This is a genomic window from Sphingomonas yunnanensis, assembly GCF_019898765.1.
GTDB lineage: Bacteria > Pseudomonadota > Alphaproteobacteria > Sphingomonadales > Sphingomonadaceae > Sphingomonas > Sphingomonas yunnanensis.
Map to the genome: position 1 here is coordinate 502,326 of NZ_JAIOKB010000003.1, position 12,722 is coordinate 515,047.

Below are 12,722 nucleotides of genomic sequence, written 5' to 3' on the forward strand. Positions count from 1 at the left end.
CTCGAGCGCCCGCTGTCAATATCCTGACCGACGATGACGGTCGCTCACGCGAGGTCAGGCGTATCCGATGACAAGGGTCAACGGGTCGCCCCGTCGTCCGTCAGCGAGTATCTCGGTCGAGCTTCTCCGGAAGCCGGCCCGTGCCAGGTACGATGCGATCAGCGGGGCGTGTCCGGCTGGATCGAGTGCGCGCCAGATCGCCACGGCCTTCGTCGGGAAGCAGCGGTTGGAGAAGCTGACGATGAACGGCGCTCCCTCGCCCAGCGTGCGGCGCACTTCGGCGAAGACGTCGACCGGCCGCTGCAGATATTGGACGCCGACGCAGCAGAGCGCGGCATCGAACGCGGCGGGGGCGAACGGCAGGAAGGGATCGCGGTTGAGATCCTGGACGAACCGTCGATCGAGCCTCGGATTGGCGGCGAGCTCGCGCTCGTTCATGCCGTGGCCCACGACCTCAGCGTAGGTGCGATCGTCGGGCAGGTGGCTGACCCAGCTCGACATGAGGTCGAGGACGCGGCCCTGCTCGGGCAGCAGTTCGCGATAGCGAGCCGTCAGTGCGGCGACTGCGCCCTCGTCGATGTGCGTGACCAGCCGGGGCAGGGCGTAGAAGGCGAGGTCGTCACCCTCGTCCTGCCGGGCGAAGGCTTCGGCGGGGAGATCGGCGTTATCGGCCATCGTGCTCACATCCTCAGCGCCTGATCGTAACCGGTGAGTTCGAGGTAGCCGCGGCCGCCGGTCGTCCGCACCGCTCCTTCCCAGTAGACCGGTAGACCGCTTCGTCGAGCATCGAGTTCCTGCGCGGCGAACATCGGCGTCAGACGCCATCGCATGATGCGGCCGTCTACCCGGACGCTCACCTCCTGCGACACCGGGTAGACCGCGCCGGTGGCGCTGCTGCGCCACGTCGCCAAGGGTCTGAACGCGACGTCGCGAGATCCCAGCGTGCTGATGGTGCCACTCGGGTGTCGCAGCGAACCGCCGGCCCAGAGCGTACCGCCGCCCTTGCGACGGATGCGAAATGCCATGAGGGCAGAGCCATCGTCGAAGTTGAGCCCGGTCCAGTCCCAACCCTGCGCCTCGGGCGCGAGATAATCCGACGACCACTCCCGGTCGAGCCACGCCTCACCCGTGACCGCGACGTCGCGGCCGTCGCGTCGTACCTGCCCGGAGACGCGCAGGTGCGGCACCGAGTAATAATAGCTCGCCTGCTCAGGGCGCGGGCCCTTGCGGCTATACCCTCCCGCGCCTTGCGGCAGCGGCGGTTGCGTCGGCTGGAAGTCGAGCGCCAGGGTGAAATCTGACGCGGCGACGCGGGTGGCCCAGTGTCCGTCCGGCGCACGGCGCAGGCGCCAGTCGCGTATGCGGATGTCGGCGTCCCCGGTACGCGCCGCTGCCAGGCCGAAACCCTCGCGCGCGGCGCGCTCCCCGTGGCGCAGGCGGCGGGTCGATGGATCGGACAGCGCGGCGTGCGCGAACAGCACCTGCGTCGCTGCGAAGCGGCTCGGGTTGCGTCCATCAAGCGACGGTCGGGTGCGGAAGAAGGTGACCTGGAAGCCGAGATCTTCCCCCGCCTCGGTGCGCAGCCAGCCGGTAACGTACCACCACTCGGTACGAAACGCCGGATGCGCCCCGTGATCAGCGGGGAAGGCGAGTGCCATTCCGGGCCGAACCACCGGGTAGGGAGTGACCGCTGGCGCCGCGACCGCGATCGCCGCCAGCCCGCCTGGGAGCAGCGTCCGCCTCACCAATCCTCCCGCACCGACTGCACGGCATCCTTCGCGGTCGCACGCCGACCGGCGAGCACCGCCGTCGCCGCCGCGGCGCCGGTCAGCGCCGCCGCTACGCCGAGCAGCGTGCCCACCGGCACCTGCGTCGTCATGGTCCAATTGAAGGATTGCGGATTGATCACGTGGATCAGCACCTGTGCGAGGATCAGACCCAGACCGATGCCGGCGACTGCCCCAGTCATGCCGACCAGAGCGCCCTCGGTCGCGAGCATGGCACTGAGCTGCCCGCGCGTCAGCCCTAGATGGCGAAGCATGCCGAACTCGCGCTCGCGCGCGATCGTCTGTGCCGACATGGTCGCGGCCACGCCCGCGAGACCGACCAGGATCGCCACCGCCTCCAGCAGGTACGTGACCGCGAAGCTGCGATCGAACAGCGTCAGCGCCATATGTCGCAGCGTCGCAGGCTGCGTGATCTCGACGTGCCGACGAAGGTCGGCCGGCAGTTGCACCGCCATGGCCTTGCCAACGGCACCTGCCTCATTGCCCGGAAGGAGCATGACCGAGATCTCGTCGCGACCGTCGTCGCCGGTCAATCGTTGGTAATCCGCCTCGTCGACCAGTACGGCACCGGCCTGACGTCCGTAATCGCGCCACACGCCAGCGACCATGAATCGAGTACCGCCGGCGAGCGGCAAGGTGATCGTCTCACCCGGTTCCCAGCCGTAGAGCCGCTGCGCCGGCTCGGACACCCAGACCGGCAGCGCCTTGGTCGGCATCGTGGGAGCGCGCTCGATCAGGACAAGGAGCGGATCACGCCCGTCGCGCTCAGGCCGCGCGATCAGGCTGACGGGTGGACGATCCGCCGCGATCGTGAGCGGTAGCTGGCGGCTGAAGGCCAGATGTCCGACGCCGGCTGTCCCGGCGAGACGGGCGCGAGTGGCGGGGTCGAAGCTCGCGCCGGCATCGGTGCGCAGATAGAGGTCGGCGCCGAGAACTTGACCGAGCCACGTGTCTACCGCCCCCCGGAAGCTGCTCACCATCGTGGCCATGGCGATCATCAGCGCCGTCGAGGCGACGATCCCGCACAGCGCGGTCGCGGCCTCAGCGGGCGCCCCGTACAGATGTCGCACGGCGAGCTGCGACGGCACGCTCCCCACCGTGCGCTTCGCGAGTGGCCGGAGCATGGTCCGCGCGAACCACGGCACGCCGGCGACGCCGCCGGCGAGCATCAGCGCCATGCCGAGGAAGCCGAACAAGGGGAGGCCGCTCACCGCAGGCAGCAGGGCCGCGGCCGCGCCCGCCGCGAGGAGCACGGCCGCTGGCCACCACAGAGCGGGCCGACGCGGGTCGAGAACGTCGCCGACGTTCTTCAGTGCGGCGGCGGGAGCGGCGCGCGCCGCGGCGCGCGCCGGAATCGCACTGCCGAGCACGGCGGCTGACAACCCCAGCGCGAAGAAACTCGCCGCGGCGACCGGCTGAAAGACGACGCGCGTCGTCGCCATCCCGAAGTAGCCTGCGCCAAGATCACCGCCGAACCAGTGCAGCGCCGCCCAGGCGAGCCCATAGCCGCCAGCAAGTCCCGCAAGCGCACCGACGATGCCGATCGTCACGCCTTCGACCATGACCGCGGAGATGACGCCGCTGCGAGACAGGCCGAGCGTGCGAAGCAGGGCGAAGGTGCGCTGGCGCCTCGCGACGGCCAGCGACTGCGCCGAGTAGACGAGGAACCCGCCCGTCAGCAGCGCGACGAGTGCCAGCATGTCGAGGTTCACGCGATAGGCCCGCGATAGCGCCGAGCCCTGTGCGCCGCGTGCCGCCTCCGAGGACAGCACCGCATCGGCAGGGAGCAGACGCGCGAGCGAGGCCTCCGCTGCCTGTCGGTCCGACAGGCGCAGATCGATCCGGTCGATCCTGCCGAGCCGCCCGAAACGCCACTGCGCCGCGGCGATGTCGACCACGCCGAGCGCGGCCGCCGCGTCCGCACCGGGCAGCGTACCGGCGACATGGAAGATCACCGCGCGACCGTTCGCCGTCACCGTCACGCGATCGCCGACGGCCGCATGGGCCTGCGCCAGCGCGGTGCGCGACAGGAACAGCGAGGCCTCATCGAAGACGGTGTCGTTGCCCGTGTCCGGGCCTCGCGGGGTGATGCCGACGAGCGACGGCGTCACCGAGCCCGCGCGCAGCACGTCCAGGCCCAGCAGCGTCAGCTTGGCCCCGCCGATCCTGGCGTCCAGCCGCACCATGGGGCTGGCGTCGAGCACGCCGGCGGCGCCGGCCACGCGCGGGTAGAGCCGCTCGTCGACGCCGAGCGGGCTCGTCGCGCGGACGGACAGTTCGGCGGCGCCGCTCACGCCGCGCACGGCCCCGTCGAACGACGCCAGCGCCGAGCCGTTGACGAGATGGACGGCGAAGCCGAGTGCGACGCCAACGGCGATCGCGATCGCGGTCGTGAGAAAGCGGGCGGGTTGGAAGCGCCACTCCCCACCGATCAGCCAGCCGAGCGCCAGTCGTGCCGACAGGAGGCCAGGCTCAGCGGACACGCCGCTCCACCAACCCGTCCGCGCGAAGCGTCAGCACCCGATCGGCGACCGCGGCGCTCGCGTCCGAGTGCGTGACCATCACGCCGGCTGCGCCATGTTCCCGCACCGCGCCCGCGAACAGGGCGAGCACGCGGGTGGCCGTATCGGGATCGAGGTTGCCGGTCGGCTCGTCCGCCAGGATCAGGGCGGGTCGGTGAACCAGCGCTCGAGCGATCGCGACACGCTGGAGTTCGCCACCCGACAGGTCGCGGGCGTAGCCCTCTCCGCGGTCGGCCAAGCCTACCGCGGAGAGCATCTCGGCGGCGCACGCCTTCGCCGCCGCGCCGTCAGGGGACGTCAGCGCGAGCGGCAGCGCGACATTCTGGAGCAGCGTGAGATAGGGAAGGATGTGAAAGGCCTGGAACACGAATCCGACACGCTCTCGCCGCAGCCGGGTTCGTGCCGTCTCGTCGAGGCTCCCCAGCACCGTACCGCCGATCGAGACGGATCCCGCGTCGGCGTCGTCCAGCCCGGCGAGAATGTTGAGGAGCGTCGACTTGCCGACCCCGGACTCGCCGATGATCGCGACGAGCTCGCCGGCGGCCACCTGGAGGTCGAGCGAATGAAACAATCGTCGCGGCCCCGGTACCGTCTTGGCGAGCCCATGAACATCGAGGAGGATGGATGTCGCGCTCACCGGCTACACGTGGTGCAGGTGAGGGACAGTGGCAATGGCTGCGGCTCCTATGGCGTCTACACCATCGTGCGATCGCTTACCCGTACGACGTTCCGGGGAGTCGAGTGGCATCAGTCTGCGAGTCGCTGCTCCAGGAAGAACCGGAGCATCTCGCGCGAGGCGTTCGGGCCGGCGGCATCGGTGTGCGATCCCGCCGGGTCGCCCCCGGACCAGGCGTGTCCCGCGCCGCTGACGGTCCATTGCTCGATCAGTACTTTGCCATGCTTGTCGCGGCTTAGCGCCCGGGCATAGCGTCGACCGCCTACTGCGCCCGTCTCGACCTCGACGCCTACCGGAGCGCCGACCGCCGCCGTTGCCGCCGCGACCAGCCCGCGCGCATTCGCCTCATGCACCGTACCGTCGCGGTCGCCGTGGAAGGTGACGAGCGGTACGAAGCGGTCATCCAGCCGGCGCTTGCCGGCGTAGGCCGACCCTCGCTTCATCGCCGACAAGGCCCCCGATAAATTCCGCGCGGCGCCGCAGGCGAGGCCCGAGTGAACCCCCACGGCCGCGAACAGGTCGGGATAGGCGTCGGCCATGATGGCTGCCGTCGCACCGCCAGCGGACAGACCCGCGACGTACACGCGCGTGGTGTCGACACCCTCTACCTCGATCACGTCACGCGTTACGCCCGCGATCAGCGCGGGCTCGCCGCGTCCGCGCTCCTGATCTCCCGGGCGAAACCAGTTCCAGCACCGCGCTTGATTGGACACTTGCGCTTGGCGTGGATAGGCGACGAGAATGCCGCGTTCGTCTGCCAACCGGTTCATGCCCGTGCCGAGCGCGAAGTCCTCCGGGGATTGCGTGCAACCGTGCAGCATCACCACCAGCGGCATGCCAGGCAGGGTGACTCTGGGCCGGTAGAGCATGTAGTCGAGTTGGCCCGTCGGCGCGACGTGGCGTCGCGCCTCGAAGCGACAATCCTCCGCCGCTGCCTCTCCGCGTCCAAGCCCAGCCTCCGCATACTCGGGTCCGATCGCGATCGTGGCCGCGGAGACGGTCGGCCCTGAGCTCGTGCCGCCATCCAGTGTGGCGCGGATCAGCGCGGTCGCGCTTCTGAGATCGCCGAGCTGAGTGCGGCGGAGCGCCTCCGCCATCGTAGCGCGGAAGGTCATGAGTTCTACTCCTCAGCCGATGCGATCGGCTATAGCGGCCTTGACCGCGGGATCGGCGTGAAGCGCGCCCAGCACGGTGAGCGAGCCGATCGCCGCGCGCGCGAGTTCCGGGGTGACGTCCGGCGCGATGGTGGCGAGGCCGAGCACCCGGATGTCCAGCATCTCGCCGGCCGCGCGTGCTGCCTCGAGATCGTGGCGCGAGAAGTGGCATAGCCCTAGCTGAAGCTGTCGGCGCTTCGTCGATTCGCGCGCCGCCTCGCCGTGCCGCTCCAGCTGTTGGCGGATCGCGGTGCGGATGAAGTCGGTTCGATTGCTGTAGAAGCCTTCGCGGACGAGGAGGTCGACGCTGCCGAGATCGACATAGCCGAGATTGATCGTGATCTTCTCGCTCTCCGGCGCCTTGCTCACTTGCTGGGGCATCGTCTCGTTCCACCATCCACTTGGATGGCAGATTGAGGCGTGTGGGCGGGATGGCAAGGTCCAGAGCCGCGGCGAATGCCGACTGGCACCCGCCGAGCGGGATAGGGGCGGCGGGTCGCAGCCGTGTCACGTCAGGCGTACGCCGCCAACTACGATTGTTGCGGCCATCACGCCTGTTACGTGCAGGTCGACGGCACGCTCGTCGAGCGCGGTCTAGTCATGTTGAGCGCACATCTCGGAGGATTGCGCCCGGCGCGGATCGAGCGTCTGTCACCGAGCGTCTCGCTGATTGCCGCCGTCGCGCCACTGTAGCGTCTTCGTCGTTTTCCGCCGCAGCTGACGGTTCTTCGTCCCCGCTCGCCGCCCGCTGGCCCTTGATCAACGCCTTGCTCGATACCGGCTATCTAGTTTTTTAAGGCACCGACGAGCGTCATTTCAGGAGGCGCTCGTGCGGTTCTCCTCAGTATGTACCTCGAAGCGGCTGAGCTCAGCTCTGCCGAAAACGGTGGTCAGTGCCGTGTCAGTCGCATCACGCCCGCGCGCCATCAGGATCCGACCGACGCGTGGGTGATTGTGGCGAGCGTCGAACGTATGCCATGAACCATTGAGATAGACGTCGAACCAGGCGGAGAAGTCCATCGGTGCATCCACCGCAGGCACGCCGATGTCACCTAAGTAGCCGGTGCAGTAGCGCGCGGGGATGTTCATGCAGCGGCAAAGGGTGATCGCCAGATGCGCGAAGTCGCGGCACACACCCTGCTGCTCCTGGTGCGCGTCCCATGCGGTCTTGGTCGATCGTGCATGATGATAGCCGAATTCGACGTGATCGTGTGTGAAGTCGACGATCGCCTGAACCCGGTCCCATCCGGGCGTGGTGTGACCGAAGAGCGACCATGCCGTCTCTGACAGGCGATCGGTCTCACAATAGCGGCTGCCAAGAAGGTAGACGAGGACGTCGTCGGGCAGGTCCTCGATACGGTGCTGTACCGCGGCGGGAGATTGCAGGTCCGGCAGACCGCCATCCTCGACGGCGAAATCGCAGCTAAGCGTCAGGCCACCCGCGGGGATCGTCACGCGGGTGCAGACATTCCCGAACGCATCGACATAGTCATACATCGGAACATCCGGATCTGACCTGATGCGATGGGGCGTGCGAAGGTCCTTGTAGCGCGACGGGTGTACGCTGAGCATCGCCATCATCGGTGTGGCGATCTCGGCTTCGAAGGAGATACGGTAACCGGCTTGGATCAGCATGGGTCAAGCATCCTGTTCTCTCGAGAGCTCCGAGCTCTGGCGCAGAAGGAGGGGCGGCAAGGGGTCGACCGTCACGTCGACGCTCACGGTCATGTCGTCGAAGCTGCCCGGGAAGCCATCGAAGGTGCCCGAGATCGGTACCGCCTGGTAGATGTCGCGTGCTATCGCGACGCGGATCAGTCCTGCGCTCCCGATGATCCCGTTCGTCGGATCGAACTCGACCCAGCCCGACCCGGGAAGGTAGACCCGCACCCAGGCGTGTGTGTTTCCGCCTCCGAGGCGCGTCTCGCGGCCACCGCCCGGGCTGTAGACGTACCCCGACACGAACCGGGCGGCGAAGCCCAACGCGCGTGCCGCCTCGATCATCAGGACCGCATAGTCGCGGCACGTTCCCTTGCGACGGCGCAGCGTCTCAATCGGTGTCTGCGTGCCTTTCTCGGCGCGAGAAACATAGGTGAACTCGCGTCGTATCGCCGTCGTCATCGCGGTCAGCATCGCCAGCGTATCGGTCGCGCCATCGCGGCTCAGAAAGCGGCGCACCCAGGTGTCGACCTCGCGTTGCGGATCGAGGTGCTGACGCTCGATGGAACGCAGCAGGTCGGGCATCTCTTCGGAGGCGTAGGTGAAGGGGTAGGTGCGCGCATATTCCTCGATGTGAACGTGCTGGACGTCGCCGGGCTCATGTTGGAGCCGCACCTTGCTGTCGAAGACCAATCGGCTTGCCCGGCGATGGAAGGTCGCGATCGCGACCGCGTTACCGAACACGTCCTGAAGCCATCGCACCTCGCTCGGCTCCGGATCGATCGTCAGCGTCGCATCCAGCAGATGCTGGTCGAAGCTTTCGCGGGGCCGCACCATGATCCGGTGCTCGCCGAACGACACCGGCTGCTTGTAGGTGTAGGTGGTTACGTGAGAGAGGTTCAGGAATGGCATCGAACGGTCATAGCGGCGTCGTGCCCTCGTTGCTGGTGGACGATGATCCCTCACCGGTAACGATTGTCAACCCAACCGGTCGTTCCCCGTTCCTCCTTATCGGCGATCACGCGGGAAATTCGATGCCGCGCCGGCTGGGCAACCTGGGGCTGCCGCAAAGCGAATTGCATCGCCATATCGCGTGGGACATCGGTGTGCGTGAACTTGGCGATGCGCTGGCAGAGGCATGCGACGCCGTCTTCATCAGGCAGACCTACTCGCGCCTGATAGTCGATTGTAACCGCGACCCGAGCGCCCCCGACGCGATGCCGCCGGTCAGCGACGGGACGGTGGTTGCAGGCAACGCCGCATTGACCGCGGAAGAGAGAGCGTCACGCACCGAGACCATCCACGAACCTTATCACCGCTCGATCAATCTAGAGCTTCTCCGGCGGGACGCATGCGGGCAGCCCAGCGTGCTCGTGTCACTTCACAGCTTTACTCCAGCTCTGACAGGTGGTTCTCCACGGCCGTGGCACGTAGGCGTATTGCATGACGGAGGAGACCCCTCCTTCGCGATGGCCTTCCTAGCCGCCTTGCGCCGGGAGCCAACGCTGGTCGTCGGCGACAACGAGCCGTACCGCATGGATCTGGTCGACTATACTGTTCCGCGGCACGCTTACGCCGCTCACCGACCGTACGTCGAACTCGAGTTTCGGCAGGATCTGCTGCGGCATAAACAGGCGCTGCAAAGCTGGGTGGAGATCGTACTGAACTCGTTGCAGGCAGCTTATGACATCACGTCGACAGCCGAACGCTAAGGAAGCGCTGCACGCTTCAGTCCGTCAAGTGGCCGTGCCGGGCGCGCTGCCGCGCGTGCTCGCCGACCTGCGGCTCACGTCAGCGGTATCCTCGAAGCCAAGCGGTTCGCCGCTCGCTCTCCTCCGTGAGGCAGCCGGGATGATTGAGCGTCTCTACCGTTCCCGCGCCCGGTGCATCGTCGATGGGGCAGGCGCGATCGCGTTCCGCGATCCAGGCACGCTGCGACGTGCGAAGCGCGGCCTGGCGCGAGCGCGATAGCCTCCTCATCGTCGCGCGATAGGCCAGGTTGAGCTGCGCGTCGGCGCGCTTATAGTCGGCGACGAAGCAGGCCGACATCGCGGATGTCACCCCCGCAGCGGCCTCACCGCTGTTGAGGCAGCGGTCGAGCGGCGTGGATCCAGCCAGCATCACAGCGAACAACAACATTCCCTTCTACTCCATAAGCGGTGAGCGGTCCGACCTAAATGCGAGACGAGCCGTAGCGTTTCCGGCCCGTTCTCGGACCCTTCCGCGGCAGGGTATAGGTTCAACGTCGATCGGGTCGGGCGCCTTCGACCCCGACCTTCACCACCGTCCCTGCCGGGTAGATACCGCTCGAACGCCTAAGCTGGAGACCGGCGAAGCCCGCGATACTCCGTGCCAAGCCGTCGCCGTCACTCTCGGGACCTGCCCAGGCGATGACGCCATCCGGGCGGACGAGAAGGGTGGTGACATCAGGATCGCGCATCGGGTCAGCCGCACAACAGGGGAGCCCGTCAGAGGCGTCGGCCACCCCATCAATCGGCGCGGCGCGATCCAGGTGGATGACGAGAGCGTAACCGCCGCGAAGCGCCTCGTTCAACCTGCCGCCGCCCGGGAGGGTTCGCGCGGCAGAGAACCGCCCCACCGCTGAGATCATCTCGGCCGACAGGTGGCCGCCGCATGTTGACCCTTCGATCCGCCATAATCGCGTCGGAAGGCGGGGGTCGTCGTCAGGCTTGAACCAGCTCCTATCCTGGATACGCGGGCCGGTGACGTAGAGCGCGCCGTCAGGACCTGCGGAAGGAGGCACCCCGAACGAGGCTCATCATGCTTGGTGATGCGAGCAGATGTCCACGACGGTTTTCAAACTCGGCGGCCAACGCTCAATCGATCCAAAGCTGGGCGCAGCGGCCGTGCGACCCATCGCGACGCTTCCGTCAAGGCCGTCGCTCTAGGGAGGATCGCAGCACGAACGGCATAGCGCGCACGGTCAATCCTATCGTCGACCGCCGAGGATCGAAGTCAGCATACCGCCGAGACCGCCCAGTCCGCCGCCGCTGGACGCGCCGCCACCGGCTGCAGCACCGCCAAGCCCGCCAAGAACCGTCCCCAGAATGCTGCCAAGGCCACCCTGTTGCCCGCCGGAGCGGCCCGCCATGTGACCGGCGACCAGCATCGCGAGGATCGGCAGCATCTGCTTGAGGAGCGCCGCATCCAGCCCGCTGCTCTGCGCCGCATGCCCCGCCACCTGCCGACTGACATCCTTCGACCCGAAGATACTCTCGAGGAGCTGGTTGCCTCGAGAGACCTCCGTGGGTTCGCCGCCCAGGACGTTGTGTGCGAGGCCCGCACCGCCGAGCGCATCGACGTGCGTGTCCAACTCGGCCGCACTGTCTCCCATCCCACCCAGCACCGACGGCAGCAGCGCTTCGGCGCCACGCCGGGCTTGCTCGGGCGGGATCCCGAGCTGGCCGGCGATCGCTTCGATGCCGCCGTTCGGCAGCAGATCGTTGAGGTTCATCGCAGGTTCCTTATCGCCGGGACCTCAACGGCCGTCGACTGGTTTGGCTCCTGCATGGGCGGCTCGACGGATCGAACGCACCGCCTTCTTGCTCATGCTTCACCTGTGTTGGGCGACACGGAGAGCCGATGAGACTGCGATCCTCCTTCCCCTCCAGCCGAGTCAACAGGCTCGCCGGTATGGTCTATCTCGTGCTGGTCGCAGTCGCCAGTTGGTCAATCGCAGCCTGCGGCGGCTTCGTAAGCTAGATTGCCGGCAGTTCGAGCGGCAGGGCTGTGCACAATTCGCGGGTGTGCTCGCAGCTAGATACTTCACCGCAGCCGACGCGATGGGCGGCATGCGCCACCCATGCAGCGCATGCACGACGAGCCGCCTCTCAATGACAGCGCCGAGATCTAGGCGAAGTCGCCGAGGTACTAGGTCTCCGCAGCGGGAAGGTCGGAGCTGCCATCCTCCGCGGGTGCTTCTCTATCGAGATTCTCTGCGGCGAGGTCGGCCTGCCTCTTGCCGACGATATCCCGATCTTCGCCGTTATCGCCGGGATGTACGTGCCCCCGCTGTCGGCGCCGTCTTGGTCGGTCTGCTGTGTCATACCGGTATCTTCCTGTCAGAGAGAGCGAAGCGGTCGGCCGGTTCGATCGGACCCGGGTCTTCTTCTCGTCAGGAATAAGAGCGTTCGATAGCATGCTACCGAGGGCCACGCGTCCGAGAAGCCGATGGGGCCCCGTGCAACACACGCCCGCGGAGACAAGCCGTGGCTTCCCGCGTCATAGCCGCCGGGCCTGCTATACATCGACGTCGCCTGCGCCGGCGATTGGACGAAGATCGTGCTGATGCCGCCGATCGTCGGTGCACAGCGCAGACCGATATCAATGGCTCTCGCCGGCCTACTCGCTATGACAGCGACCGAGGGACGGGTCGCTGCCGCGAGCCTAGGTGCCCTAGGACGCGGGGCCAGTAGCCTCGTGCCCGCTGAGGAGAAGATGCGTGCTATTCCACACCATGGTCGGTTCTAACGACATCGTTCGATCGAAGCGCTTCTATGACACCGTCCTGGCCACGCTGGGGGTCGGGGAAGCCGCGTTGAATATCGCTGATAGCGGGCACACCCGTCTCATCTACCGCGGCGAGGGCGGGACGGTCTTCATCGTCACCCAGCCGATCAACGATGAGCCGGCGACGATCGCGAACGGAGGCACAGTCGCCTTCCAGTGCGACTCGCCCGAGCAGGTCAAGCGGCTACACGACGTCGCAGTCGCTTCCGGCGGAACGTCGATCGAAGCGCCTCCCGGTCCGCGCCACACGGCATCGATGGGCACGGTCGAGCTAGCCTACTTCCGCGATCCCGACGGCAATAAGCTCTGTGGCATCCATTTTCCTGGATGATCGCAGGAAGGGGGCCGCTGCCAGGTTCACGCCGCGGGCCAATCCCATGAAGGTTCGAGCGCCGAG

13 protein-coding genes are annotated in these 12,722 nt (G+C 67.3%); 2 read left to right on the forward strand and 11 right to left on the reverse strand.

Features of this window, described 5'->3' with window-relative positions:
* Nucleotides 1-54: 54 nt before the first annotated feature.
* The 8 genes from K7957_RS11810 to K7957_RS11845 form a co-directional block, all read right to left on the reverse strand.
* Nucleotides 55-675: a methyltransferase domain-containing protein gene (locus K7957_RS11810; protein ID WP_223012176.1), complete on the reverse strand. Its 621-nt coding sequence runs from the start codon at nucleotides 673-675 to the stop codon at nucleotides 55-57.
* Nucleotides 676-680: 5 nt separating this feature from the next.
* A complete protein-coding gene (locus tag K7957_RS11815; protein ID WP_343228388.1) occupies nucleotides 681-1,745 on the reverse strand; it encodes a lipocalin-like domain-containing protein in 1,065 nt (354 codons plus the stop codon).
* Entirely contained in the window at nucleotides 1,742-4,270 is a 2,529-nt protein-coding gene (locus K7957_RS11820) for an FtsX-like permease family protein (RefSeq protein ID WP_223012177.1), read from the reverse strand. Before K7957_RS11820 ends, K7957_RS11815 begins: the two co-directional genes overlap by 4 nt.
* A complete protein-coding gene (locus tag K7957_RS11825; protein ID WP_223012178.1) occupies nucleotides 4,260-4,946 on the reverse strand; it encodes an ABC transporter ATP-binding protein in 687 nt (228 codons plus the stop codon). Before K7957_RS11825 ends, K7957_RS11820 begins: the two co-directional genes overlap by 11 nt.
* Nucleotides 4,947-5,056: 110 nt before the next feature.
* A complete protein-coding gene (locus K7957_RS11830; RefSeq protein ID WP_223012179.1) occupies nucleotides 5,057-6,100 on the reverse strand; it encodes an extracellular catalytic domain type 1 short-chain-length polyhydroxyalkanoate depolymerase in 1,044 nt (347 codons plus the stop codon).
* A 12-nt stretch (nucleotides 6,101-6,112) separates the two neighbouring features.
* Nucleotides 6,113-6,520 carry a hypothetical protein gene (locus K7957_RS11835; RefSeq protein ID WP_223012180.1) on the reverse strand — a complete coding sequence of 136 codons (408 nt, stop codon included), beginning with the start codon at nucleotides 6,518-6,520 and terminating at the stop codon, nucleotides 6,113-6,115.
* Nucleotides 6,521-6,955: 435 nt separating this feature from the next.
* Nucleotides 6,956-7,774 carry a transglutaminase-like domain-containing protein gene (locus tag K7957_RS11840; RefSeq protein ID WP_223012181.1) on the reverse strand — a complete coding sequence of 273 codons (819 nt, stop codon included), beginning with the start codon at nucleotides 7,772-7,774 and terminating at the stop codon, nucleotides 6,956-6,958.
* A 3-nt stretch (nucleotides 7,775-7,777) separates the two neighbouring features.
* The gene (locus K7957_RS11845; RefSeq protein ID WP_223012182.1) at nucleotides 7,778-8,707 is read right to left on the reverse strand and encodes a transglutaminase family protein; all 930 of its coding nucleotides are present in this window, start codon (nucleotides 8,705-8,707) and stop codon (nucleotides 7,778-7,780) included.
* Here K7957_RS11845 and K7957_RS11850 point away from each other — a divergent pair.
* Nucleotides 8,701-9,507, forward strand: coding sequence for an N-formylglutamate amidohydrolase (locus K7957_RS11850; protein ID WP_223012183.1), 807 nt, complete (start codon nucleotides 8,701-8,703; stop codon nucleotides 9,505-9,507). The two genes, K7957_RS11845 and K7957_RS11850, sit on opposite strands and share 7 nt — an antisense overlap.
* Before the next feature lie 79 nt (nucleotides 9,508-9,586).
* On the opposite strand, the gene K7957_RS11855 is transcribed toward K7957_RS11850, so the two are convergent.
* The 3 genes from K7957_RS11855 to K7957_RS11860 all read right to left on the reverse strand — a co-directional run bounded on the left by K7957_RS11855 (nucleotide 9,587) and on the right by K7957_RS11860 (nucleotide 11,270).
* The gene (locus K7957_RS11855) at nucleotides 9,587-9,934 is read right to left on the reverse strand and encodes a lysozyme inhibitor LprI family protein (protein ID WP_223012184.1); all 348 of its coding nucleotides are present in this window, start codon (nucleotides 9,932-9,934) and stop codon (nucleotides 9,587-9,589) included.
* Between the two features lie 100 nt (nucleotides 9,935-10,034).
* Nucleotides 10,035-10,406 carry an aromatic-ring hydroxylase C-terminal domain-containing protein gene (locus K7957_RS20790; protein ID WP_425517202.1) on the reverse strand — a complete coding sequence of 124 codons (372 nt, stop codon included), beginning with the start codon at nucleotides 10,404-10,406 and terminating at the stop codon, nucleotides 10,035-10,037.
* 339 nt (nucleotides 10,407-10,745) lie between these two features.
* Entirely contained in the window at nucleotides 10,746-11,270 is a 525-nt protein-coding gene (locus K7957_RS11860; protein WP_223012185.1) for a DUF937 domain-containing protein, read from the reverse strand.
* A 987-nt stretch (nucleotides 11,271-12,257) separates the two neighbouring features.
* Between K7957_RS11860 and K7957_RS11865 the strand changes: the two genes are divergently transcribed.
* Nucleotides 12,258-12,656 (forward strand): VOC family protein, encoded by a 399-nt coding sequence (locus K7957_RS11865; protein WP_343228389.1) that lies wholly within the window; start codon nucleotides 12,258-12,260, stop codon nucleotides 12,654-12,656.
* Nucleotides 12,657-12,722 lie beyond the last annotated feature (66 nt).

What these genes read in the sequence shown, in the direction of transcription:
- K7957_RS11855 (WP_223012184.1), bottom strand. Translation starts at nt 9,934, where the DNA reads ATGTTGTTGTTCGCTGTGATGCTGGCTGGATCCACGCCGCTCGACCGC.
- K7957_RS11835 (WP_223012180.1), bottom strand. Translation starts at nt 6,520, where the DNA reads ATGCCCCAGCAAGTGAGCAAGGCGCCGGAGAGCGAGAAGATCACGATC.
- K7957_RS11840 (WP_223012181.1), bottom strand. Translation starts at nt 7,774, where the DNA reads ATGCTGATCCAAGCCGGTTACCGTATCTCCTTCGAAGCCGAGATCGCC.
- K7957_RS20790 (WP_425517202.1), bottom strand. Translation starts at nt 10,406, where the DNA reads ATGATCTCAGCGGTGGGGCGGTTCTCTGCCGCGCGAACCCTCCCGGGC.
- K7957_RS11860 (WP_223012185.1), bottom strand. Translation starts at nt 11,270, where the DNA reads ATGAACCTCAACGATCTGCTGCCGAACGGCGGCATCGAAGCGATCGCC.
- K7957_RS11850 (WP_223012183.1), top strand. Translation starts at nt 8,701, where the DNA reads ATGGCATCGAACGGTCATAGCGGCGTCGTGCCCTCGTTGCTGGTGGAC.
- K7957_RS11810 (WP_223012176.1), bottom strand. Translation starts at nt 675, where the DNA reads ATGGCCGATAACGCCGATCTCCCCGCCGAAGCCTTCGCCCGGCAGGAC.
- K7957_RS11845 (WP_223012182.1), bottom strand. Translation starts at nt 8,707, where the DNA reads ATGCCATTCCTGAACCTCTCTCACGTAACCACCTACACCTACAAGCAG.
- K7957_RS11830 (WP_223012179.1), bottom strand. Translation starts at nt 6,100, where the DNA reads ATGACCTTCCGCGCTACGATGGCGGAGGCGCTCCGCCGCACTCAGCTC.